Below are 22,802 nucleotides of genomic sequence, written 5' to 3'. Positions count from 1 at the left end.
GGCCGGGGCGGAACGGTGAGGGGCGCCGGCGGCCCCTGCTATACGGTCGTTAGCGCGGAAAGTACACGCGGAACGAGGCCCCGCGGTCGGTGTCGCTCTCCACCTCAATGCGCCCGCCGGCGTTGTCGACCATGCGCTTGACCATGTAGAGGCCAATACCCGAGCCCTGGGTGTGGCTGTGCAGCCGGCGAAACAGCTGGAACAGCTCAGCGTGCCGGTGCGCCGGGATGCCCACCCCCTCGTCGGTCACGGTCAGCACCGTATATCCATCGGCTTCGTGGCAGCTGATGCGCACGGCCGGCACGCGGTCGGGGTGGCGGTATTTCACCGCGTTGCTGAGCAGGTTGTAGACCACCGAGCGCAGGTTCTTGGGCGAAAAAACTACCGTGGAGCCAGGGTCTACGTCGACGCTGAGCTGCACCCCGTGTTCGGTTAGCAGCGGCAGCAGATCCTGGTACACGTCGTCCAGTACCGGCTGCAGGGCCACCTCGGCCACGGCCTGGCCGTCTTCTTCCTGGAGCTTAACCACATCGCTGAGGTAGGCCAGCGTGCGCTGGAAGCGCTCCACCGACTGCTCCATCATGGCCAGCACCGGCCCGACTTCGGGCGAGGCCTGTATCGTGAGGGGCAGGTGGGCCTGCAGCGCGTGCACCAACCCTTCAATGTTGGTGATGGGCACCCGCAGGTCGTGGGAGGCGGTGTAGATGAAGTTGTCCAGGTCCACGTTGGTGCGCTGCAGCTGCTGGTTGCTGGCGTGCAGGGCCTGGGTGCGCTCCTGCACGCGCGCCTCCAGCTCCTGATTGAGCCGCTCCAGCTGCCGCCGGGCCTCTACCTGCTCGGTCACGTCGTAGGAGAAGTTCAGAATGCCGTTCACCGCCCCGTCGGCAGCGCGCAAGGCTTGCAGAAAGATGTTAAAGTAGCGCCGCTGGGGCGTGTTCGTGCCGGCATAGTCCAGCAGGTATTCTTCCTCGGTGCCATAGTACGGCTCGCCGGTTCGGTACACTTGGTCCAGGTGATCGAGGAACGGCTGACCCGCTAGGGCGGGCAGCGCCTCGCGGATGGGCACCCCCAGCAGGCGATGGGCCGGAAACAGCTGCTGGTAGCCGGGGCTGACCAGGGTGTACACGTGAGCGGGGCCCTGGAAGGTGGCCACGCTGGCCGGCAGTTCCATCAAGATGTGGTGCAGGCGCTGGCGTTGGGCTTCGGCCTCGGCGCGGGCGGTTTTCTCGCGGGCCTGCGCGTCGCGCAGGGCCACTTCCACGGGGGAGCGGGGCTGGTCGGCCGTATCGGTAAAGCTCACCCACATCCCGTCGCCGGAGCGGCGGGCGGCCAGCCGATAATAGTTGTCGTAGCCGTCGGCCTGGTAGTTGATGTTGTACTCGCGCGGCTCCCCGCTCACGTAGGCGTCGACGTGAAAGTCGAACGTACCGTGAGCCTTGCTCTGGGGCCACTGCTCGTTATGGGTGAGCGTGGGCACCTCGGGCATGTGCATCATGCGCTGGGCCGTGGGGTTCAGATACTCGAAGCGAAAGTCCACAATCTCCCCCGAGCCGCTGGGGTCGTAGAGGGGGGTGTAGTAAATAACGCCGGTCATGGATACGGCCAGCAAATCGCTCAGCAGCGCATCGGGGGGCAGGGAACGGAGCGGAGCAGGTACCGGCAAAGTAGGCATGGGGGCAAAAAAAGGGAATTGAGCAATAAACAACAGTGTCGACGGAGGCGGTAAGGCGTGGGGGCGAGTCCGCCCCGTCACCTGCCCTTAACCAAAGGTAGGCCGTAGCACCTTGCCCGGCTGGCAACCGGCATCCCGCCTAGCGCCGGTGCGCACCCGAGAGCTTAAACCAAGCTTAAACGGGGGGATCGGCGGCGGGTTCCGTTCCGGCTTTGGTGCGTACCACAACAAGCAGTTCCGCTTCGGATATCTGCCGCACCCGCGCCCGTTTTTGCAGCTCACCTACGGTGCTCATCCCGTAGCTGTTGTGCCGTGTCGGGTGGCAGGTCCAGCAGCTGCGCCACCAAGCGCGCGACGGTGTCGTGGGCTTGGTGGCGCAGCGCGCGGAAGTACCTCGCATCGGGGCTGCTGGCCTGTTGCAACTGATGATAGTAGCCCTGCCATTCGGTCCGGTACCCAAGCGAGATCAGCGTTCCTATAGCATGGCTATACTACGGGAACACTACACCGACAACGCATGGTCGAGGTTGTAGGCTACTTTACAGGCCAGGTTGTTGTACTATTCGATTTCTCGGACGACACCCTAAAAGGTGCTTTCGCTTCGATTTAGCAGCCCTCTTTGCTTTCGACTGGAAGTCCCGGTTTCCCTTTGTACCAAACTTTAAACCAAGGCCCCGCCTAGCGCAGGCCGCAGATCTTCAAAAACAGGCCCCCAGGGTTCTTCGTCGCCTTGACCTTATCGGTCTTGAGCTGATAGGTAAATTTGAACAGCTGGTCCAGGTGCTTGGGGTCCCCAAGGATGGTGGCTACCAGTTGGGGCTGGGTGATGCCCAGGGCCTCCAGGTGCTGCTTGGCCGAGAAGGCCCGGACATCCTCTTCCGGCTGCTCAAAGGGAATGGGCAGCTGCTGGGGCTGCTGGCGGGCAATGGTGAAGCGCACGGCGTCGTAGGCCCGCCCTTTCTTAAGCAGCTGGTAATCAATCTTGAGGTCAGTGTGCTCGCTGACCTGACGCACGGCAATGTCGAGCACCCGGGCCTTGAGCTGGCTGATGTTCTGAAACAGCTCCGGTTCCTTGCCCTTGGGATCTTTCAGGTGCAGCATCTGCTTGAACTCATCCAGCGGATAGGTGCGCGTAGTAGTCTTATCCTTCCACTGGCTCACCAGCTGGTAGATGCGCTTGGCGTACTTGCTGCTCAGCTTCAAGGCCGAGTGTAGCTGGTAGGAAGTGAAGTTCTCCTTGAGATTGAAGAGAAAAGGCCGAATGGGAGCGGCCAGCTGAATCTGCAGGCAGCCCTTGCCCTTGATGTACTCCACCCGCTGAAACATCCAGAGCTGCTGGTAGGTCCGCTCGTTTTCTACCTCGAACATACGCGAGCCCATGTCGGCCGTCGCCTCGCGTAGCTGCTGGTAATTCCACTGCCGCCCGGTCAGGGCCTCCACGTCCTTCACGTAGATGGTGTACTCCTGGTCCGGGGTGTCGTCCCGGCGCAGCCGGGAGAGCAGGTAGAAGAAGATATCCAGCTGGCAGGCCGTGTAGTCGTAGCGGGCCTGGGTAATGGCGTTGTGCTGGCGGACAACCGGAACCGGCTCGACAAGTATAGCGGCAGTATCTTCGGGCTTCATAAACTAGGATATAAGGACGGGGGGATAAAGCAAATGTAAGCCGCCCGTGGATAAAAAACCACAGTGGTAGTTGGACGTGGTTTTTCACTTATAAAACGTGGTGCATAGACTTATAAAACGTGAGAGTTCACTTATAAAACGTGGTATTTAAAAGTATAAAAAGTGGTTTTTCGCTTATAAAAAGTGGTTTTATACCTTTATATACTACTGAATATCAGCTCGTTGTGAGCCCTACAAATAGACAAGTACTAACAAATAATTCACAAAGGTTGATGATGCCTTTATGAAAAGGCTTTTAGAGTGGTGGTTCAAACCACGGACCAGAACAAACAAGAAAACAACAAAAAGGGAGACTGGCCTGACGAATACAGGGATTGCACTTTTTTAAGCCTTCCTATAAGATTGCCCGCTTAAAACCACGTTTTATAAGTAGCTCCAGTTGACTGCAGTCCCCCAGGCTGCTCACACTCTTACACCACTTTTTATAAGTCATTTCGGCTTTTTTCAGGGAGTGGCTAGCGATTACTAACTTTATACTAACTTCTGACTAATAACGAATTACCACGTTTTATAAGTCACCCGTTTCTTTGGGAAAGCCAACTAGCACGTTTTATAAGCGAAACCCGGAGTCAGCAACGACAGTAAAACCACGCTTTTGTCTTTCCGAGACGCGTTTTTGAGCTCTCCAGGCAGATTAGTTGGATTTTTCGGCCTCGGGTGATGAGTCTGCGATGCAGTGCGCTAGAAAGCAGCTTCGGCGACACTGCTTATAAAATGTGAGAGATGGAGTGCCTGTCTGACCCTACTTTTGAACCGGAGACAACCAACTCCTCCCCTCCCCACTGCCCACTAACCCCAGTGATTGGCGTTAGGCCGTATAGGACTGCCCCAAGTTATTATCTTCGATTTATTCCTTGTCGATAGAAAAATCCTTTACTGCAAGGCTTTAACCCCAACCTGTAATCCTACACCCCACTTGTCACTATGGCTATCAAACCTGGACCAAAACCGAACAAGCAAGATGGTACTCCCGACGAAAAAAGGCGGGTTACAAAGGAAAATACCCAGAAAACACCCCGATCTAAAGCCTCACAAGCACAAGAAAGGCGACTAAGGCCCTTCCGCTGTGAGCTGTTTACAGCCTCATCGTTGGATTCTGACGGCTTTCGCCGCCTGTAAAGCAAAAACCCTCGTCCCAACTCCTGAAGGTTGGGCGCGAGGGTTTTTTTGATGCTCGAAAGTTTCGCCAGAGACCACGCCTATTGGGCCGCATCTTCCTTACCCGGATGCAGGAATTGCTTATCGCGAGCCGCTATTGTTGCAGACCTACTTCGCTGACGGCAGCTTGCCGGTTTTACGCAGGTGCGCGTCGTAGTGCCGGTGGGCCGCTTCTCTACCTGTATATTGCCGCCAGACAAATCCGCCCTTGGGACGGACGTTTCGATGACTAGGAGTATATCAGGTTGAAGTCAATTGTCCAATTCATTGCTTTTTATAAGTCTGAGTCACCGTGTCAAACTCCGTGGACCCCGGCGATCGCATTAATACTTTAAAGCCCGTGACAGGATACCCTAAGCGCGTATGCTTGGTGAAGCGGTCATCATTGAAGGCATAATGCCACCAGCCCCCTTCCTTTAGAATATAGCCTTCACTGGTTTTTGTGATCGCCCAGGTGATGGGCCATTCTCCTTCGAAACCAGGGTCCTGCATGATATACACTCCTTTGCCTCCGGCAAATAGCTTAAACGTGTAGGGAGCAGAAGCCGGAATATTGGGCTCCGCTTCTCGGACCACGGTCCACGTCCCCAGGGCGGCGGCTTCATAGATTTTGGTGGAGTCGAAATCGCTCGTAAACACGACCGGGTTGCCGGTTACTGCCCAGTTGTTGTCGCACTTATCCTTCAGCGTCGCCCGGATCTTCTGCTCCCCTTCTTTATTTTCTAACGTCCAGTATTTCGACACGTTGAAGGGGGTGGCGTTGGGCGTATTCTTAATTACACTGGTGCCTTGGATTTCCTCCCAGCTGCCATTGGTATACTTCTCCCACTTTATCGTAAACCGGCTCAGCTTCACTGGCAGATTATCTGATTTGTCTCGCACCAAAAAGAAAATGGGTTTCGGCAATACCTTTCCTTTTTCCCCCTGCTGGAAGTCTCCTGTTTTGAATATTTCCATGGGAGGAACCACCGTTTTGGTAGCGACTACATCGGTCGTGAGCGTGGCATCCACTCCCCTTACCCAGGTTCGGACGGCATTGGGTTCCTGCTCGCAGGAGAGCACCCATTTAATCGTGGCCTCCCCATTGGCCAGGGTGCGGTCCGGGTAGAGCTCTACTTGCCCGGGTTTACCCGGCTCAATAAAGCCGGAACTGCCCGTTTTCAGCCAGGTAAACTTCCGGAAGGCGGCCCGCTCCCCGGTATAGGGGTAGTACTTTTTGTTGTCCACGGCTTTGACCGTGATCTCCAGGGTGTCGCCCGGAAAGTAGCGGTCTTTGACGGTGACGGTTTTCTCCAGCACAAAGCAGTTGGATGTCTCGTAATCGGGATTCAGATACTGGCACCCATCGATGGTAGCCGATGATACGCTCCAGTCGGCCGTGTACCAGGCCAAGGGGACCAGGGTTTCCGCGATTACAATGCCTCCAAATAGTTTACTGGCCGTCTTGCCGGCACCGTTTAGGGCGCAGGAGGCCGGGGCTTTCGCCAACTCTTTTAAAATCGGAGCTACATATTTTCCGAATAGATCCTTTTCTCGGATGGCATCATCCAGCGCGAACGAATCAGTTTCCTTTGCCCATACACCTACAAGTGCCTTGGTGCACTCATTATCGACGGCCGATGCCGGGATCGATAAGTTGGCAATCGTTAAGGCCAGCACCTCCAGCATGTTGTGGATGCGGGCGGCGTCATTTTCCGGACTGCTTTTGTCCGCTAATCCACTGCGGGCGCGGATCTCATACTCGCCCGGCTGGGCGTTGAGCGTATTTTTTAAATCAATCACAACTTCACCCCGGGTTACATTGACCTTAGGCGGGCTAAAGAGCTTCACAATATGACCCGTCAAGGCCGAGCCGACGATCGCTTTGCCGGGGATAGTAAACATCTCGCCCAGGGGCTTGCCATCCTTTTTTTGATAGATCCGCCCGGTATAGCTGAAATCAGCCACGTTTTTAATGGATACGGAACTGGTAAAGGCATTGCGAATGATAAGTCCGTCGAACAAGGTGGGCCGGTTCCGGGTATCGTTAAAGGGCTTTTTTACTAAGACACTTAGAGCCTTAATCAGTCCCGTGTTCTGCTCCGAGTACAAGGGCAGCCCCTGTTTGGCGAGGGCCGTTACCTGGGCGACTAATTGCGGGTATTCGGGTTCTTTCCGGTATAACTGCGTGTACTTGGGCTTGTCGGCGACGGCAACGGGTCTCAGGGTGGGGTACATGGTAAGCAAGGCATCGGCCGTGGTTTCGGTAGTGAGCAGGTAGCCCCCTTGCTGGCTCACGTAATGGCCGAGCATAACGACCTCTTCTTTCGCGTTGGTTACCAGGAACACGTCCTCCTGCACGGAGTCGGGCAGCAGCACTTGAAAGGTGCCCTGGGCCGAAAGCTTCTTTTCTTCCAGAAAGGTCATTACACTCAAGGAGCTGGCCGCGACGGTGGCGCCGGCGGGCAACACCACGCGGCCCACGGCCAGTTTGGCGCTCACCATGGTTCGGCCATCAAAGAAGGCCGCCTTCACGTTGGAGTACATGGGTGCGCACCCAACTTCCGTGATTTTGGCCCGGTAAAGGGTCGTTTGCGTGGGGGTCAGCCGGAGCTTGCTCCCGGTGCCATTGGGGACCGGCTGCCAGGTCTGCCGGTTGGTCGATTGCTCCCACTGGATCTGGCCCCGGTAGTTATCCAGCTGCAGGATGAAGGGCTTACTGCTTGGTTGCTGGGCGCGGGCGGAAGTTGCGGCCAGCAGGACCAGGAGGAAGAACAGCCAGCGGTGCGAGGAAAGGTAGACGTGCCCCATATACAGTTGAGCGGCGAGGTGAAAAGTACGAGCTAGAAGTAACTGGCTACTGGTAGGCTTCCTACCGAATTATCCCCGTTGTGCTCCCCAGCGGTAAGAGAGACGAAACGTGGGTGAATCCCTCAGTCCGAGATGCGAAAATGCGCTCCTGCTGGGAGCAATTGCTCAAGGGGCCTTTCCGGTGAAGTTTGAGGGATCCCGCTTACTGCACCAGCAGGGTAAATGTCTGGTTTACCTGGCGGCCGGTGAGTCGCAGCAGGTAGAGGCCCTGCACCTGCGGCGGCAGTTGGATAGGTTGCTGCAGCTTTTGCCCCGTGGCCTTAAAGGTTTCGGTGTAGATCCGCTGGCCAAGTAAACTGTAGACTTCCACCAGCAGCGGCCCCGGCGCGGCTAGCTGCTCCGAGGCCAGGGTAAACTGCCCGTGGCTGGGGTTGGGATACAGGCGCAGGCCGAGCGGGTCCGCCGGGGTGAGCGCAGCGGTAACCAGGTTAACCGTAATGGTGACCTGGTCGGTTTTGCTGCAGCCACTCGGGTCGCTGACCGTAAGCTCATAGCGCGTGGTCGTCTCCGGAGACGCCACGGGGTTGGCCGTATCCGCTCGGTCCAGGCCCGTGGTAGGGGTCCAGGCATACGTATAGGTGCCCGATCCCCCTGCCGCGGGCTGAGTGCCACCCAGGGTCACCTTCGCGCCTTGGGAAATACTTTTATCCGGCCCGGCATCCACCCGTAATGGCGGGGGCTGGAGCAAAGTGAAGTGCAGCGTCGATTGCCCCACCACGGGAAGAGAGCCGGCTCCTAACACGAAAGCAAGTACGAAGAGGTAACGCATAGGAGAAGGGAAATGAAGTAGTCAGCAATCGCGGCTTCCCTCCTACTGTTACCCACTCTACCCACAACCAAGGCTATAAAGCTCAGAAAGCCGGATTGAAGGGAGACGCCACGAGTGGGGTGCCTTACTTGCCTTGGTAACCGGTGCTATAGAAGGTCAATAGCACCGTTTGCGTAGGCTAGACAGGATTAATATTAGTAAAAATAAATAATAATTATTCAAATAAATAATTGACATTTAAAAAGTCTATGCGCCTTCTCTAGCGCACCCTCCTACTCAGTCTTTATGAGAAATCTATTCCTCCTCTGCCTCCTGTTGTTTCTGGTTTCTGCCTGTAGTTCTTCCAAGGAGGAGGCAGCGGTTACGCCTCAATCAACCGCTACGGGTCAGCTCGTGGTGTCTAGAACCCAGGTCACGGGCTATGAGCTGGTCCAAGTCACGGTCAGCAACTTTTCGTTGATCGCGGCTACCTATGAGGTGGAGCTGGGCACTACCAAGCTCTTGGCGGCCGTGCACGCGCCAACCAACACCCTCTCGTTCCTGGTGCCGGGCACCCTGCCCTCGGGCACGTACCCCCTGAAGGCGGCCTTTGCCCAGAATACCGTGGCGCTGACCCTCACGGCTCCTGCCCCCGTGCCCAACCCCGACGCCGCCCTGCGCGCCTATGAGGAAGAACTTGCGCAGCGCCTAAAGCGCCTAACGGCGAGCTACGACCAGCGCGTAGCCGAAAAGCTGCTGACGGCGGCCGAAGCGGCCAGCCTGAAAGCAGTCGCTAAAGAATCCTTATCAGGCATTCCCGCCTATTGGGCCGGGTTTTCAGCTGACGACAAGGTGCTCTACCTGCAGCTGCTGGCCGCTAATCGTTCCTGGCTGCAGGAATACCTGACGGCCGTTGAACAGTCGCCTTACATTAACGCGGGCAAGGGAGCTACGGACGATCCCTGTGCCCAGCTTAGAAAAGAGAAAGCTTCCTATGGCCCGCAGGAATCGGACTACACCCGCCAGTTGGATTGGCAGCTTCGGACCTGTGAGGGAGAAGTAGCGGATAAAAGTCTGGCGAAGGCCACCACCTACGTGGGGAAGCTGGAGGCGGCCTGGGCGGCGGCCCAAGCCGCCGCGGCCAGTAGGCCCGGGTATCTGGACAAAGCAACCGCCTTTGTGAAAACCTTTAACTCCGAGGCCCAAACCGGGCTAACCGAAGAATTTAAACGCCGCAATAACCTGTCCGATCTGCAGTTCGGACTGAAAGGAATTGAAGACATCAATGCGGAGAAACGGGGAGAGGGTGCTCTGGTACCCGGCCAACAGTATAATCTGAGTGCCCTGGTGATTCTGGTCAATCCAGGCAAAGACGCCGACCAGCTGGTGCCAAGTTTTAAACCCCTGTTAGATAACATCAACGCCTACAATCGTGCGCTGCACGCCATGGAAAAGGTCCTGCCCGACTTGCCCCTGCTTCCCCTGCCGGCAACCCAGCAGAAAACACTGGCGGTTTCTGGCTTTACGGTGGATAATCTAAGTGATCCGCGCGTGAAGATGCTGCTTACCAAGGGCCCCAAAGGGCAGCTGGTCACCTTCACGGCCCCGTGTGTGGCCCCTGGTCCCTTGGCCTTTACCTTTCGCCTGAAGGTGGCCAGCCGGTATGGAAGTGCCGAGAAAGAGGTGAAAGCCACGCTGCTGGTACCCCCGCCCAAAGCCCTTGCTATAGTGGCCGGCAATAACCAGTCGGGGGAGCCCGGTCAAGTGCTTCCTACGCCATTGCAAGTACGGGCACTTGATGCCGCCGGCAAGCCCTTGGCGTGCGTGGAAGTGACCTGGAACGTAAAAGCGGGAGGCGGCTCGCTGAGTGCCCCGCAAACGAAGACGGATGCCTTGGGCAACGCGCAGGTGGCCTGGACCCTAAAGGCGGATGCCACGGGCAGTCAGCTCGTGGAAGCAACCGTCAAGAATGCGGATGGTTCGGTGGTCAGTGGGGCCACGGCCACGTTTAGCGCCCAATCAGGAGCAGCAATTAAGGAAAGATGGAAGTATGTTAAGATGTGTACCGTTGGCACGGATAATTGCTATGCAGCAGAGGAAAGTAAAGTGCTAACGTTGTATGAAAACGGGAAATTTGAGGAATCATATGCAGAAAGAACCCCTCCTATTAGAAGAAAAGGCACGTACACCATGACCGATAAGCTAATCACGATCTCATTCGTGGATGAAGATGGAGCACATACCTGGCACTATGATATTGACTCCAAAACCGATCAGCAGCTCGTGTTTATCTGGCGGGAGGATGGGGATACGTATTTCCACTACCAAAAGCAATAAGGTGGCAAGGGACTTATACAGCCACTCAATAGCAGATTAACGGTCAGGCGCAACTTTGCTACGTGTTGCGTCTGGTGCCGTCGGAATGCGTTACGGCTAGCATAGGTAGCAGGTAACGAAGTTTAGTCTGGCATCACCTCCAGGAGGGTTCACGCGATCATTAGTCAAGCACCAACCTGCGCGTAGTGGTGCCCGCGGTGGAAGTTACCTGCACCAGGTAAAGACCCCGGGCAAACCCCTGAGTCTGGAGGCTGGTCTGCAGTTCCGCCTTTGGCACTTCCTTCGTGAGCACAACCTGACCCAGTGCATTTGTCACGGTGAGGGTGGCCGGCCGTTGCCCGTCAGTTTTTACTATTGTTTCGCTGGCGGCCGGGTTCGGAAACAGCTCCAGGGTGGGCAACGACGTGGGTGAGCGGGCGCCCAGCACCAGGTGGTGTACTTTCGCCAGATAAAAGCTGGAATAATAGCCGCTGCTGGGCAACGTGCTGGGGCCGAACACGGCGGTGGGCCCGGTAAAGCTACCCATCAAAGAGGCCGTGCCAGCGTTGTCCAGGGCGAAGCGGCGCACCGCTTCGTCACTTCGCAGATCGTTTAGGGCAAGCCACACCCCAGCTGGGCTGAGCTGACCCACAAAAGCGCGTCCCCCGGCGGCAGTCATGGGCAGCTGGCCCGTAGTGCCCGTAAACGTGTAGGGGCCGACCACGGAACCGGCCGTCAATACGTTGCCTCGGGTATCTAGGTGCAGGCTTTGAGCCAGCTGGCGCGGGGCCAGCAGGGCCCAGTTCCAGGCCCCGGTGTTGGCATTTACCTGGGCTAAGTAGGCGAAAGACTCGGTGCTGGGGTTGGTCAGTACTGTAGCGCCAAAGGCTGCCGTGCGCGAAATCGATGTTGCACTCAACGTCACATGGCCGGCCCCGTCGGCTACGAGCGCCGCAACAAAGTCATTGCTGTTGCCGCCCCCGGTAGCGGCCCACTGCCAATGGCCCTGGGCATCCAGCTTGGCAACAAAGTTGTCGTCGCCCCCGACGCTGCCCAGCTGAGTGCTGCCGAAGCGGGCGGTGCCGGCAAACATTCCCCCTAAGTACACGTTGCCAGCGGGGTCCGTCGCCAGGGCGTAGCCCCGGCCGTGGCCGGTCTCCAAGCCGTGGGCAGCCCATTCCCAGACGCCCTCGGCGCTGAGTTTAGCTACAAACGTATTTTCGAAAAAGTTGGGGCTCACAAACGTGGTGGCGCCAAAGGTGGCGCGGCGGGAAAAGTAACCGGTGAGGTAGGCGCTACCCTGCGCATCGAGCGTCAGGGCAGTGGTATAGACCGACCCGCTTCCCCCTGCCCGCACCGCCGAGCGCCAGGCGCCCGTCCCGGGATCGAGCTGGGCCACGTAGGGATCTACCCCGGCGCTGTAAGCCAGGGGGGGAAGGGTGCCAAAGACTGCGGCGCCTTGCAAGTCCCCGCCCACATACACCGTGCCGCTGGGGGCGACCGCAACCGTAGCGCTGGTGACCGACCCGGTCAGGCTGTACGCTGCCACGGCCCAGAGCCAGGTGCCCGTGGGTGAGATTTTCGCTACGAAGGCACGGTAATAATTATTGGGGGCCGTGAGGGTGGTAGTGCCAAAGCGAACGGTGCCGTAAAAGTCACCGGTCAGGTACACATTTCGGCTGGCGTCGGTGGCCACGCTGCGGACCTGAACCGATGAAGAAGGGGCCGACGCATCCGGTGTCACGGCCCAGGCCCACGCGGAGGTTTGCGCCCGGGAGGGAAGACTAAACGCGGTAAGGACCAGCAGCAGCAGAAACGCGCTGCAACGCGCGGAAAGTGGGCGAGGGTCGCCTGCGAAGGGCGGGCTTGCGTGAGGATGCATCATGGTGGGAGCTGGCGCCGGCCGGTTTATTCCCCCTGCCAGAGCCCATGTGCAAAGGTATGGGGTGCGGGTTCAAACCGGAAAATGGAAGCAACCGCAGCTGTCCCTCGCATTTCCTTGCTGCACATGGAACAGCCACCGCTTCTAGCGATTGTCACGCTACCCCTCAAGCGGAAGTTTAGGCTGCCAGTCTTTTGCTGAGATCCATTTGGATGCAAAGCGTCGCCATTAACTGGGCCCCCGGCCCGGAGTGATAACTGAAAAAGGAACTGCCCCTGTGCCTGTTTAATTTTCTCATTGGCAACCCCCACCCCACTGCTGAGCTGAAGGTTGCGTTATTCGCATTAAACATATTACGCTTACTCATGCACCGGGAACTACGACCTTTGGGCCTAAAGCCTGGATCCAGGTTTAGCGCCGATTTCGAGCGGCTCGATCCTGAACCTACTCTTCCTGTTGCTTAACCCTAGACAGTGTCTATTGGGAGGGGGGCACGGGTCCTTGGTAGATTTTTAAGTTATTCTCTTTTAAAATAAAAGATCAAGTTACCCTCGGATGTGCGCCTATTCAGGATCACTAACTCCTGGGCTGTTTTGGAAATGATAGGCCAGGCAACCGTTTGGGGGCCATTATTGGTTACCGCGTTGATCGTAATCAGCTTATCGGTCATGGTATAGGTGCCCGGATACGTAATAGGGGCTGAATTGCCTCCGTTTCCGTCGTAATCAATTAACTCGCATTTATCATTGGTGTAGAATATCAATCCAAGCTCATCCTCTGATTGGCAGTCACCCGTCAACTCATTGCATTCTTTCGTCATCCGCCACTTTTCTTTAATGCCAACTCCCACCGTGACTTCATAGCGCAGGGGGCTGCCTGCCAGATGGTCCCCCTCCTTATCTTTTAGCTCCGCCGTGAGCGCATAGTTGCCCTTTTCTTTGGGTAACGTCCATTTTACCGTGCCCAGCCCATTTTTATCTGTATCCGTTTCATACTGGCTGGTTTTGCCATGACCCGGATCCAGAGTCCACTTGATCGTAAAGCCGGACTTGGTCCAGGTGGAGTAAAACGACTGCGGCAGCATCTTCACACTGGGCTCGACTACTTCCTCCGGCAGATAGCTTGCTTTCAGGGTGCCTTCCTTTTCCACTTTCACGCAGGCCGGCATATGCTGGCCTTGGTAAAACTGCATCGTTTCGGAGAGGTTTACTTTAATCGAGGTAAAGGACAGGGCCAGCGGCAGGGTTTCGGCCATATCGTAGGCTAGAAATGCCCCATCGATAAAGTTCAGAATCATATTGTTACGTTTCACCAGCACCAGGGCCAACGCTTTGGGGCTCAGAAAAGCCTTTTGGCAGGACGAGTTGAGCAGGAAGCTATTGGCGTTTTTAAAGCCGAATTTGATAGCGTCTTTGAGTATGCCCGCGGCATCCTTGTTGGCGGCATTGGCCACAGTTGCCCCGACTGTATTGTTTAGCGAGCGGGTGAGCGATCCAATGCACTCGTTCCGGTCCGTGCCGCCTCCTTTGCTGTAGGAAAGCAGATGCCCCAGAATCACACTGGTCAGCTTGGTCGTTAAAGCCAGAAGGTTTTTGTTCTTTACGTCTTCATCCGTTTGATTCAGATACAGCGTGTAACAGTCATCCTTCAGCGTCGTGATGACTTGCTTGGAATAGGCCAAGGGGCGTACAGGGTCCGGGCTTAAGATAAAGGATGTACTGGCCCCGCCTTTGATGGGCACAAAGGTGGCTTTCGTGTAGCTGTGAACCTGGTTGATTAGAGTCGCCTTGTTGTCCGAGGTAATCCACTCGGTCATGTCCTTATCCCCTGAGGGCTTACCGCCCGTACCGGGGGCAGGCGGGTCGAGTCCCAGGTAGGTCTTGAGCAGGTGCTTGTTCAGGGCCAGGAAGTGGCTTCGGTAGGTGGGGTCCAGGGAGTAAACGGATTGCTTTTGCTTGAGTAAATGATCGACTGCGGCTACCAGCTCTTTATAGGGCTGGGCCGTCACGCCTTCCCGTTCAAACTGCAGGCGCTGCGGCTCCGACAGCAGGGAATACGCCGGCAACAGGTCCAGCAAGCCGTGGGTAACGGTAGCGGCATTCACCAGGACCTGCGGCTGGGTGGTGTCCACCCGGGTCACGGCCATAATGTCTTGGGTCGTCTTATCCAGAAAATAGAGGACGGACTCCTGCCCCCGGGGAACGGTGAGTTTCTTCTCCGCCTGGTCCATAGCCAGTGAATCCCCAAAGCCGTAGGCCTGCGTGTTGCTTAGATCATACCCGGCCCCCACCACAACGGTGATCGGGCGGCTGGTTTGGGGAACAGGAGCTACCGGAGGCGGAGGGGCCGGCGTCGGGGCTACGGGATCAGTCGGCGATTTCTCACAACTCAGAATAGCGAGAACGGGCAGCAGAAGCAACAGGCGTCGGAGTAGCAGCATGGGTAAGGTGGTCAGAAGGTATATGCTTCCCTAAGCAGGATTGACCCAATATACCCATGTATTTATAATTAAATTTATATAAAATATTATTTTAGTTAATATTAATTACTTATGATATTCTAGCAAGGCTGAGAGGATCGCACTGAGCAACGGCCTACTTCGTCGGGTAACAACTAGCCTGTATGATGTTGATTGAGCAATAGCCTCACTTGGGTTACCTCGCTAAAGCCTCTCTATACCTAGCCGCGAGCTACCGTTTGATGGATAATGGGAGCAGCTGATTTGCTCGGCTTCTTTCGTCGCACATTGCCTTTCTCCGGTGTGCAGAACCACCACATCCAGAGGAATAACATACCACGCAACCTCCAGTAGTTCAAGCTGGTATATGATAATAATGTTAATTTATATTGGTAATATTTAATATGTTTCTTACCTTCTACTATAGTAACCATCGGCTCGCTTTCTAGAGCGCACTGCTTGCTCCCGTACCCCAAGCACCTGATCTGCTTGGCCTTCCGCCGCCCTGTGCATTGCAACAGCCCGGCCGCAGGTTGACGCCCCGTCAACTGAGCGCCTCCTTAATCGGGAGGTTTTCCGAGGGCATTCCCTCCCCCACTCTAGAGGTGCACTACGTCGCTACCTACCCCGTCTTTTCCTTGCTTCATGAGACACTGCTACTGTCTGCTGTTCCTGCTGCTGGCGGGAGCATCGCGCAGCGCCGCTCAGTCGACCCTGCTTTTCACCGTAAGTCAAGCCCCTCCACTTCTCGTTGATGCGGGGCCCGACAAAACCATTCGGCCCGCAGAGCAAGTGGTGCTGGGAGGAACCACCCCGGCCACCGGAGGCATGGGCCCCTTCCGGTACGCCTGGACGCCTGTAACGGGCCTCAGCCGGGCGGACGTGGCTCGCCCGACGGCCTCACCGACCCAGACTACCGTGTATACCTTAACGGTGAGTCAAGAAGGCGGCTGCCAAAAAGTGGACCACGTGACCGTTACGGTAGCCGCCATAACGGCCACCCTTCCCACGCAGGACCGCTTCGGCCTACGGCTCTACCCGAACCCCACCGGGGGGGCATTCACGGTCGCCTCCGACGAGCCTGTGGGAACTGGGCCCCTGCAACTAGTCGTGTATTCGGCCCTGGGCCAGGAGGTATACTCTGAGGTGGTATCCGCCAGCAACCAGAAACTGGTGCGCCTGATTGCCATGCCCCCAACCGCAGCGGGCCTCTACTTTGTGCGGCTCACGGGCCGTGACGTGAACCGCGTCTTCCAGTTGCAGGTGCACTGAGCCCCACGCTATCCTCCCCCCTGACTATGCTCGCTCTCTACCCTTTTCCGCCCCTGCGGTGGCTTTGTGCCGCGCTCCTGTTACTCGGTTCCCAGCTCGCTTCCGGGCAAACCAACAAGCCGTTCAAATTACACCTGGAGCAGTACCGGGGCAGCATCCAGTGGGAGCAATCCTTGGACCGCCGGAACTGGTCGGCTATCCCCAATGGAACCACCCAGGAGGTGGCCCTGCAGCCGCAGCAGACGACCTATTACCGCGCCAAGATTACGGAAGAAGGCTGCTCCCCCGTGTTTTCCGGGGTGAAGGCGGCGTATATCTTTGGCAACGTCCGGCTATCCGCCAAGCTCATCCAGGGCCAGGTGAGTCTGCCCGCGGGAAGCGCTGTCAAACTAACGGACTTCACCGTGCGCTCGTTGCTGGATAAAGCCACGCCAAACGCTGCCGGCAGCTTTGAGTTGCTGGTAATGGACTCCACGGCCGAGGACCTGCTCATTTTGACCACCGCCGCCCAGCGCGTGCTGCTGCTGGGCACTTTCTACGGGAAGAACCCCACCTACCAACTAAACAGTGAATCGACCGCGCTGGCCCTGGTCATGATGTACCCCTGGCTGCGGCCCGTACCTACCCGTGAGAAGGGCGCGTTTGTGCAAGCCTACCGAAAAGAACCGGAATTCGCCACGCTCACCGCCCACATTAGTACCCTCGTTAAGCGAGGGGGCGACCTCTACGACCCCGCCAACCGGGACATTGCCACGACCGTGGTGGCGCTGGCCAAGAAAAGCTTTAACAATGTTCGCCAGCGGGCGGCTAGGCCCACCGTTCTGGATCCAGTGGATATGATAGCCCAAGGTAGCTCCACCCTCCTGCTGCGTAACACCACCTCCTATAGTTATGCCGTGGGCATCTACCGCAAAAAAGGCAACGCAGAGACGCTGGTCAAGAAGCTGATGGTAGCGGGCTCCTCGTTAGCCGAATCACCCTGGAAAGACCTCATTGGCGAGAGCGATGCCGCGACGCAGGTATCCTATGATTTCGCCAAGGCGGAGCAGGGAGAGTATCTCATCAAGCTGCGGAGCGGCCTGGCCAAGGATGATACCCCGGAGGATGAGGCTGCGATTGACGTGAACAACCGGGACCTGGTCATTTCCTTTTTTGACAATGTAGTCACCAATCTATTGGGCCTACGCGGGATTTCCAAGGACCTGAAAGAATGCGTAGATGGCATGATCCAAGCGCAAGTGGGGATAGCTAAAATAGCCATTAAGCAGAAGATTCGTACGGATGCGGGTGCGCCCACCAACCAGCTCCTGGACGTCTTGCTGCCGGTGTTTAGTGAAGCTTCCGGCATGTTTGGCAATTGCAACATTGCTCCCGATGCCAAAGACTTTCTGGGCCTGGCGTTTAAACAGGTTACCCTACTGAAGAATGTGATCGATGCGGCCCCCACGGCCCGCTTTTTTGTGGAGTGGCCAGCACGGGCCCATACGGTGGACGGGTGCAAGTTTGTTTTCGTAAAAGAAACGCAAACCAGGATGGTGAACTGCTTTACCATCGAAAAGAACAACGCACTAACCGACGCCGCGAGCCGCGCGACCAACTACGTGTGTGATACGCTGACTACGAAAGTGCGGCTGCGCGAGGACACGCAGTATTACCCCTACAACCTGATTGCCCCGCCCATTGCCGGCGTCGATGTATTCTGGGATGTAAAAGAAGGAGGAGGCAGCCTGCTGACGGGCACCCCGGCCTTCACCGGCCGGCTGACGACCACCGATGCGAAAGGCAATACGCAAGTCACGTGGAAATTAAGCGACAAACCGGGCGGCACCCAGCAGGCCACCGCGCAAATTCTGAACAGCGACTTTACCCAGCTAAAGCGGGTCAATTTTATCACGAAGGCCGTGGTTCCCAAGCTGAAGGTCATCACCGACAATAATGGAAATGGGCAGACCGCTCCTCCCAGCAAAGATCTCCCCAAGCCCCTAACTATAAGTTTGCTGGATCTAGCCGACAACCTACCCGTCCTGCTGCACCGCTTCGACATTAGATGGGAATACGTGAAAGGTTCGGGCAAGGTGCAGAAGGAGACCAGTCAAACCAACGCATTTCAATCCGCCTGGACGTGGACCTTGGGGCCGGAAGTGGGGGAGCAAATCGTTAAGGCGACCATCGTCAACCGGGATTGTAGCCCGTGGCAAATTGAAAGTGTTACCTATACCGCCACTGCCACTGCCACCTGCCTCCCCGCCACAGACCCGAAGATGCAGTTGCTTACAGGAGGAGGAACTAAAGTCTGGCGGATGACTGGTGGGGTCGGTTGTACAACCATTCGCCCTTATGCAGATGGGCGCACTTGGACTTGGACGTTTGAGACAAACGGCAATTTGACAGTTGTGTATAACGGGCTAGCCATTCGCGACTGTGAATACATAATGATCCCTAATGCTGCTCCTCAACAGAATATCCCTTTCTGCTTACAAAATACCCGCATCTTGACTCCCATCTCGGGTTTACCATTCTTTTTTTGGGATATTATAGAGCTAACGGCAAACAGAATGGTGCTTAAATCCAGCGAAGGGGTCACGGGGATATACGAGCCTTAAATAGGCTGAGGTGGTCTAGCTAAACCGGACAGAGTTGGGACGTTGTTTGAAGATGGGTTTCGAAGTGGTTGGGGGCGCGATAGCCCAGGGCGGAGTGGCGCCGCTCGGCGTTGTAGTAGGCGACGTGGTGGCTGATTTCGAGCTTGGCTTCGGCCAAGCCCGGGAAGCTGCCGCCGTCGAGCAGTTCGGCTTTGAAGCGGCTCCAAAAGGACTCGGCGTGGGCATTATCATAACAGTTGCCGCGTCGACTCATGCTTTGTTGCGCGCCGTGGCGCGTGAGCAAGGCCTTGAAGCGGGTGGCCGTGTACTGGCTATCCTGGTCGGAGTGCACGATGAGTCCGGCCGGGGGCCGGCGCACCACGAGGGCGCGGCGCAAGGCCTCGCTGACCAGGTCTTCTGGCATCGCGGGAGCGCACGTCCCAGCCCACGACCTTGCGCGAGCAGCGGACGAGCCAGACGGCCAGGTAGAGCCAGCCCCCGCCCTGGCGGGGCAGGTACGTGACGAGAGCCCACCCACACCCGGTTGGGGGCGGTGGGGGCCGGCTGGCCGAGCAAGCGGTTGGGCGCGGCCCGCACGGCCAAGTTAGAATCGGTGGTGCGCGGCACGAACGAGCGCGGCGGCTGGGCGCGCAGGCCGTGCGCTTTGAGCACGCGGCGGATGCGCCAGCGGCCGACCGCATGACCTTGGGCCTGCACTTCGGCGCGCAGCCGCCGAGTGCCGTAGCGCTGGCTGTGGTGGGCAAATGCTTCGCGCACGGCCACTTGCCAGGCCGGCTCTACTGCCCGCACCTGCTGGAGGCGCTGCCAGGCGTAGTACGCAGCTGGGGCCACGCGCAGCACCTGGCAGAGCTGGCGCACGGGCACCTGGGCAGCGCGTTGCGCGATGTGCTGGTAGGTGCTCACCGGGTCGGTTGGCCGAGCCTGCGTTTATAGCAGGCAACTGACCAAAGCTTTTTTTAAAATGTCCAGCTCCTGCTCGGCCCGTTTCAGACGGGCCCGCAGGGCGCGCACCTCCGGGTCGCGCGCCACTTCTTCACTGCCCACCTCGGCCACGAGCTGCGCCTGCTGCCAGCGGTAAAGCAGCTTGGGACTGATGCCTAATTGCCTCGCCGCGGCCTGCGTGCTGCGGCTTTCGCCGGCCAAGCGCAGGGCCTCGGCTTTGAAGGCCTCGTTGTATTTACGCCGTTTGTCGGGCGACGACCCGCTGGTTTTGGTTGCCATAACAGAAGAAATATACGTCCTTCTTCTGTCCGCCTTGCCTAGACCACCTCAACACCGACCCTACTACCCGGTGCCGGGGCTGGGTGTGTTCTTGTCCCTTTCAGACCTGGACACCGATCACCTGTCTTTCCTATTGACTCCTACGGAAGGCATTGTGCATGAGCAGGGGACAGTACTGCCCGAAGCGCGCTTTACCGTTCCCGCTCGCATGACCTTAACTAGACTCTCGTTTTAAGTCGATCGGAATTGGTCAGGCGGCATGGGTTACTGCGACTTGATGCCACCCCATCGCCACCCGCCCCGGCGAACGGGATAAGGTCTAGCAGTACCTGTTCTACGTAGCAGCTGCTTGACATAATCGGTGATCTCGGACACTTCCCGGAATCGCACTGGTTTTCGGCCAGCCGCGTCGCGCCATCCGGCGTGGTACTTTTCTGGTGGAGGGGGCTTTTATACTCGCCCCTTCTACTCGGGCTCCTGTGCCTCCAAGTAAGCGGTTACTTGGTCCAGGGTCAAATTTCCCCGCACAAACTGGTCGAGCAGCATGCGTTCGTAGGGCTGGGGCATTAAGCGGGTGCCTTCCGCCAGGCGCAAGGCCACCGTTACAAGTCGTTGCCGGCCGTGCTCCGTGTCGAGCAAGTCCCGGTGCTGGTGCAAGTGAGAGGAAACAGACGGTTTCATTTCGCCAATTTCCGCTTTTAAAAAACCGCTTACAAGCTGAACAAATGCACTTTATGGTCTGGGGCCGGGGAAGAGATCACGGGGCTGGACCCGTTCATTACCCACCAGCTGGTGCGGTTGCCCAGGACAACATGCAACTTGAAAGCCTCGAGAACGAGGACTCCAGCTTCCTGATTGACCTTCCGTAGCCTCCCAGGCCAGTGCTAAAGAAGTGGCGCCGAGCGGGTCACCTGCGCCACCGACGCCTGCAGCGACTCCAGGGACAGCTCCACGTCCTGCAGCAGCACTTCTCGCAGCAGGTCGCTGCCCACCGTGGCCGGAGCCAGGGCGGCCTCAAACAGGCGGGCCACGGCTGGTTCGCTGCCCCGCCCCCAGGCCATGCTCCACCGGGCAAAGTGGCGGGATTGGTCGGCGGCCTCCCCTACGACCATGACTTGGGTGTGGCAGGGGTCTCGCTCAATTCGGGCGTACACGGCCCGCACCTGGGCTTCGGGCCCCTCCAGGACTTGCACGAACCGGCCGTCCCGGTACACGAGCAGGCCGGTGAGGTGGGCCACCCCGTTGGCTTGCCGGGCGTGGCTGAGCAGCTGGTACACCTCGGTTTCAGCAAGGGCCTAGGCTGTACGGACAATTATCTTTGCCTTCGTGAGCCATCTGGATGAAATTAGTGACCGTGCGTGGGCGGCCTTGGCTCCCCATTTGTCGGGCAAAGCCGGCGATGTGGGTCGAACAGGTGCCGATAACCGCCTTTTTCTCAACGCCGTGTTCTGGGTAGCGCGCCACGGTTGAGCTTGGGGCACGCTGCCGGCCCGCTTTGGCAAGCACGATACGTTGCGCAAACGCAGCCGGCGCTGGGCGCAAAAAGGCATTTGGCAACGCTTATTCGAGGCCGTGCAGGAGCCCGATCTGGACTGGGTGATGCTCGATTCCACCGTGGTGCGGGCCCATGCACAAGCGGCGGGCAGCCGAAAAAAAGCCGAATCGGCGATGAAGCCCTTGGCCGCAGTCGCGGCGGGCTGACCACCAAACTGCATGTACTGGTCGACACGTTGGGCAACCCATTGCGCGTCGTGCTGGGGCCGGGCCAGCAAGCCGATTGCCGACGCGCCGCCGAGCTGCTGCTCGCCGCCCACGGAGCCGGTTATGTGCTGGCCGACAAAGGCTATGACACGGACGCGGTACTTGCTAGCGTAGCTGCCATCGGGGCCCACGTCGTGATTCCCAGCAAAAAGAATCGCCTGGCTCACCGCGTGATTGACCGCAACCTGTACCGCGACCGGAACAAAATTGAACGCTTTTTCAGTCGCCTCAAGCAGTTTCGACGGCTGGCCACGCGCTACGATAAAACCGCCAGCAGCTTTTTGGGTATGATACACTTTGTCTCAGCCCTATTATGGCTCCGTTAATTGTCCGTACAACCTAGAGGGCAAGCTACTGAATTTGCCGGCTCTTGGTCGAGCACGTGAAAGGAAAGCGTGGTCCCGGCTGGGTAAACCGGTTGTGGTGTGCCAGCTAGGTGTACCCGGTAGGCCGTGGAGGTAAGCGGCCACGCCTGGATTACCTGTTGAAAACCAAGCCACTAACTGTAAAATGGCTGGGATTCTGCGCTCGGGACAGGCGTAGATCTGCCCGACCAGCCGAGTTGCTGGAGGCGCTGGTAAGGATCCGGCCCGCGGCATCATAGGCGGACCCGGTCAGGCCTTCCGCGGCTTGCTGCCCAACGTGCAGGTCTACCCAAACCAGTATCGAATCGGAAGCTGGGGAGCCAGGTAACGGATGGACCTGGACGGAGAGTTGCACGGCCCCAGTCTCTCCATCGAATACCAGCTGGAGTTGACGGCCCCGCAGGGAGTACGCACCCTTTCCTTGCCCACCGGCTCCTTCCATATCCATCCACGGGACATACTCAAACTGGCGGTTGGGATAGAGATGCAGGTGCCGGGCGGAAAACAGGGACATCCCCGGACCACGGGTTTCGGTATACTCCCCCACCGGAAGGGCCCCATTCACGGCACACCCTGTCAGGCCGATAGGAAACAGCAGTAGCACAGACCAAGGAGTTCTTGTTCGGGATAGAAAGTCAATTTTAGTAGAATGTACTGGCAGAACTCCGTTTATGCCTTATGGACGGCATCTACGTGAAATATAGCACTACTCGAAGGGGGAGGTGGTGCCTGACCCAGCCGCCAGGGGGCCAGGGCGAACCCCTCCCCCACCGCCCAAAATGAAAAGTGCAGGGACTTCGGGCGCGCCTGCCG

Annotated in this window: 15 protein-coding genes and 1 pseudogene; 4 read left to right on the top strand and 12 right to left on the bottom strand. The window is 57.8% G+C overall.

The annotated features are described in order from the left end of the window. Nucleotides 1-49 precede the first annotated feature (49 nt). From ACYVHC_RS21010 to ACYVHC_RS20990, 5 genes are all read right to left on the bottom strand, one after another. A complete protein-coding gene (locus tag ACYVHC_RS21010) occupies nt 50-1,672 on the bottom strand; it encodes a sensor histidine kinase (RefSeq protein WP_460615699.1) in 1,623 nt (540 codons plus the stop codon). 278 nt (nt 1,673-1,950) lie between these two features. Continuing rightward, nucleotides 1,951-2,094, bottom strand: coding sequence for a hypothetical protein (locus ACYVHC_RS21005; RefSeq protein ID WP_460615698.1), 144 nt, complete (start codon nt 2,092-2,094; stop codon nt 1,951-1,953). Between the two features lie 256 nt (nt 2,095-2,350). Further along, nucleotides 2,351-3,295, bottom strand: a complete 945-nt coding sequence (locus tag ACYVHC_RS21000; RefSeq protein ID WP_460615697.1) for a replication initiation protein — start codon at nt 3,293-3,295, stop codon at nt 2,351-2,353. A gap of 1,482 nt (nt 3,296-4,777) precedes the next feature. Next, on the bottom strand, nt 4,778-7,303 hold the full coding sequence (locus ACYVHC_RS20995; protein ID WP_460615696.1) for a hypothetical protein: 2,526 nt from the start codon (nt 7,301-7,303) through the stop codon (nt 4,778-4,780). 202 nt (nt 7,304-7,505) lie between these two features. Next, nucleotides 7,506-8,132 carry a T9SS type A sorting domain-containing protein gene (locus ACYVHC_RS20990; protein WP_460615695.1) on the bottom strand — a complete coding sequence of 209 codons (627 nt, stop codon included), beginning with the start codon at nt 8,130-8,132 and terminating at the stop codon, nt 7,506-7,508. 285 nt (nt 8,133-8,417) lie between these two features. Here ACYVHC_RS20990 and ACYVHC_RS20985 point away from each other — a divergent pair, with 285 nt between their 5' ends. Further along, nucleotides 8,418-10,448, top strand: a complete 2,031-nt coding sequence (locus ACYVHC_RS20985) for an Ig-like domain-containing protein (protein WP_460615694.1) — start codon at nt 8,418-8,420, stop codon at nt 10,446-10,448. A 160-nt stretch (nt 10,449-10,608) separates the two neighbouring features. Here the strand turns inward: ACYVHC_RS20985 and ACYVHC_RS20980 are convergent, their stop codons facing one another. Together ACYVHC_RS20980 and ACYVHC_RS20975 are read right to left on the bottom strand one after the other, a co-directional pair. After that, nucleotides 10,609-12,312 carry a T9SS type A sorting domain-containing protein gene (locus tag ACYVHC_RS20980; protein ID WP_460615693.1) on the bottom strand — a complete coding sequence of 568 codons (1,704 nt, stop codon included), beginning with the start codon at nt 12,310-12,312 and terminating at the stop codon, nt 10,609-10,611. A gap of 514 nt (nt 12,313-12,826) precedes the next feature. Then, the gene (locus ACYVHC_RS20975; RefSeq protein ID WP_460615692.1) at nt 12,827-14,749 is read right to left on the bottom strand and encodes a hypothetical protein; all 1,923 of its coding nucleotides are present in this window, start codon (nt 14,747-14,749) and stop codon (nt 12,827-12,829) included. Between the two features lie 663 nt (nt 14,750-15,412). On the opposite strand from ACYVHC_RS20975, the gene ACYVHC_RS20970 reads away from it, so the two are divergent. Then, a complete protein-coding gene (locus tag ACYVHC_RS20970) occupies nt 15,413-16,039 on the top strand; it encodes a T9SS type A sorting domain-containing protein (protein ID WP_460615691.1) in 627 nt (208 codons plus the stop codon). A gap of 26 nt (nt 16,040-16,065) precedes the next feature. Further along, nucleotides 16,066-18,642, top strand: coding sequence for a hypothetical protein (locus tag ACYVHC_RS20965; RefSeq protein WP_460615690.1), 2,577 nt, complete (start codon nt 16,066-16,068; stop codon nt 18,640-18,642). Between the two features lie 19 nt (nt 18,643-18,661). On the opposite strand, the gene ACYVHC_RS20960 is transcribed toward ACYVHC_RS20965, so the two are convergent. The 5 genes from ACYVHC_RS20960 to ACYVHC_RS20940 all read right to left on the bottom strand — a co-directional run bounded on the left by ACYVHC_RS20960 (nt 18,662) and on the right by ACYVHC_RS20940 (nt 21,140). Then, nucleotides 18,662-19,000: an integrase core domain-containing protein gene (locus ACYVHC_RS20960; RefSeq protein WP_460615707.1), complete on the bottom strand. Its 339-nt coding sequence runs from the start codon at nt 18,998-19,000 to the stop codon at nt 18,662-18,664. Beyond that, nucleotides 18,892-19,545 (bottom strand): IS3 family transposase, encoded by a 654-nt coding sequence (locus ACYVHC_RS20955; protein ID WP_460615689.1) that lies wholly within the window; start codon nt 19,543-19,545, stop codon nt 18,892-18,894. The genes ACYVHC_RS20960 and ACYVHC_RS20955 overlap by 109 nt, the downstream gene beginning before the upstream one ends. Before the next feature lie 24 nt (nt 19,546-19,569). Further along, on the bottom strand, nt 19,570-19,863 hold the full coding sequence (locus tag ACYVHC_RS20950) for a transposase (protein WP_460615688.1): 294 nt from the start codon (nt 19,861-19,863) through the stop codon (nt 19,570-19,572). A 465-nt stretch (nt 19,864-20,328) separates the two neighbouring features. Next, nucleotides 20,329-20,544, bottom strand: coding sequence for a hypothetical protein (locus ACYVHC_RS20945; protein WP_460615687.1), 216 nt, complete (start codon nt 20,542-20,544; stop codon nt 20,329-20,331). A gap of 203 nt (nt 20,545-20,747) precedes the next feature. Next, entirely contained in the window at nt 20,748-21,140 is a 393-nt protein-coding gene (locus ACYVHC_RS20940) for a BLUF domain-containing protein (RefSeq protein WP_460615686.1), read from the bottom strand. Nucleotides 21,141-21,189: 49 nt separating this feature from the next. Here ACYVHC_RS20940 and ACYVHC_RS20935 point away from each other — a divergent pair. Then, a pseudogene (locus ACYVHC_RS20935) lies at nt 21,190-21,950 on the top strand (IS5 family transposase). Nucleotides 21,951-22,802 lie beyond the last annotated feature (852 nt).

The sequence above is a fragment of the Hymenobacter seoulensis genome (assembly GCF_054780535.1).
This window is presented reverse-complemented; position numbering and strand designations above follow the sequence as displayed.

Bases quoted from the DNA above. Each gene is read 5' to 3' on its own strand.
- ACYVHC_RS21010 (WP_460615699.1), bottom strand. From the start codon at position 1,672: ATGCCTACTTTGCCGGTACCTGCTCCGCTCCGTTCCCTGCCCCCCGAT.
- ACYVHC_RS21000 (WP_460615697.1), bottom strand. From the start codon at position 3,295: ATGAAGCCCGAAGATACTGCCGCTATACTTGTCGAGCCGGTTCCGGTT.
- ACYVHC_RS20995 (WP_460615696.1), bottom strand. From the start codon at position 7,303: ATGGGGCACGTCTACCTTTCCTCGCACCGCTGGCTGTTCTTCCTCCTG.
- ACYVHC_RS20990 (WP_460615695.1), bottom strand. From the start codon at position 8,132: ATGCGTTACCTCTTCGTACTTGCTTTCGTGTTAGGAGCCGGCTCTCTT.
- ACYVHC_RS20985 (WP_460615694.1), top strand. From the start codon at position 8,418: ATGAGAAATCTATTCCTCCTCTGCCTCCTGTTGTTTCTGGTTTCTGCC.
- ACYVHC_RS20980 (WP_460615693.1), bottom strand. From the start codon at position 12,312: ATGATGCATCCTCACGCAAGCCCGCCCTTCGCAGGCGACCCTCGCCCA.
- ACYVHC_RS20975 (WP_460615692.1), bottom strand. From the start codon at position 14,749: ATGCTGCTACTCCGACGCCTGTTGCTTCTGCTGCCCGTTCTCGCTATT.
- ACYVHC_RS20970 (WP_460615691.1), top strand. From the start codon at position 15,413: ATGAGACACTGCTACTGTCTGCTGTTCCTGCTGCTGGCGGGAGCATCG.
- ACYVHC_RS20965 (WP_460615690.1), top strand. From the start codon at position 16,066: ATGCTCGCTCTCTACCCTTTTCCGCCCCTGCGGTGGCTTTGTGCCGCG.
- ACYVHC_RS20950 (WP_460615688.1), bottom strand. From the start codon at position 19,863: ATGGCAACCAAAACCAGCGGGTCGTCGCCCGACAAACGGCGTAAATAC.
- ACYVHC_RS20945 (WP_460615687.1), bottom strand. From the start codon at position 20,544: ATGAAACCGTCTGTTTCCTCTCACTTGCACCAGCACCGGGACTTGCTC.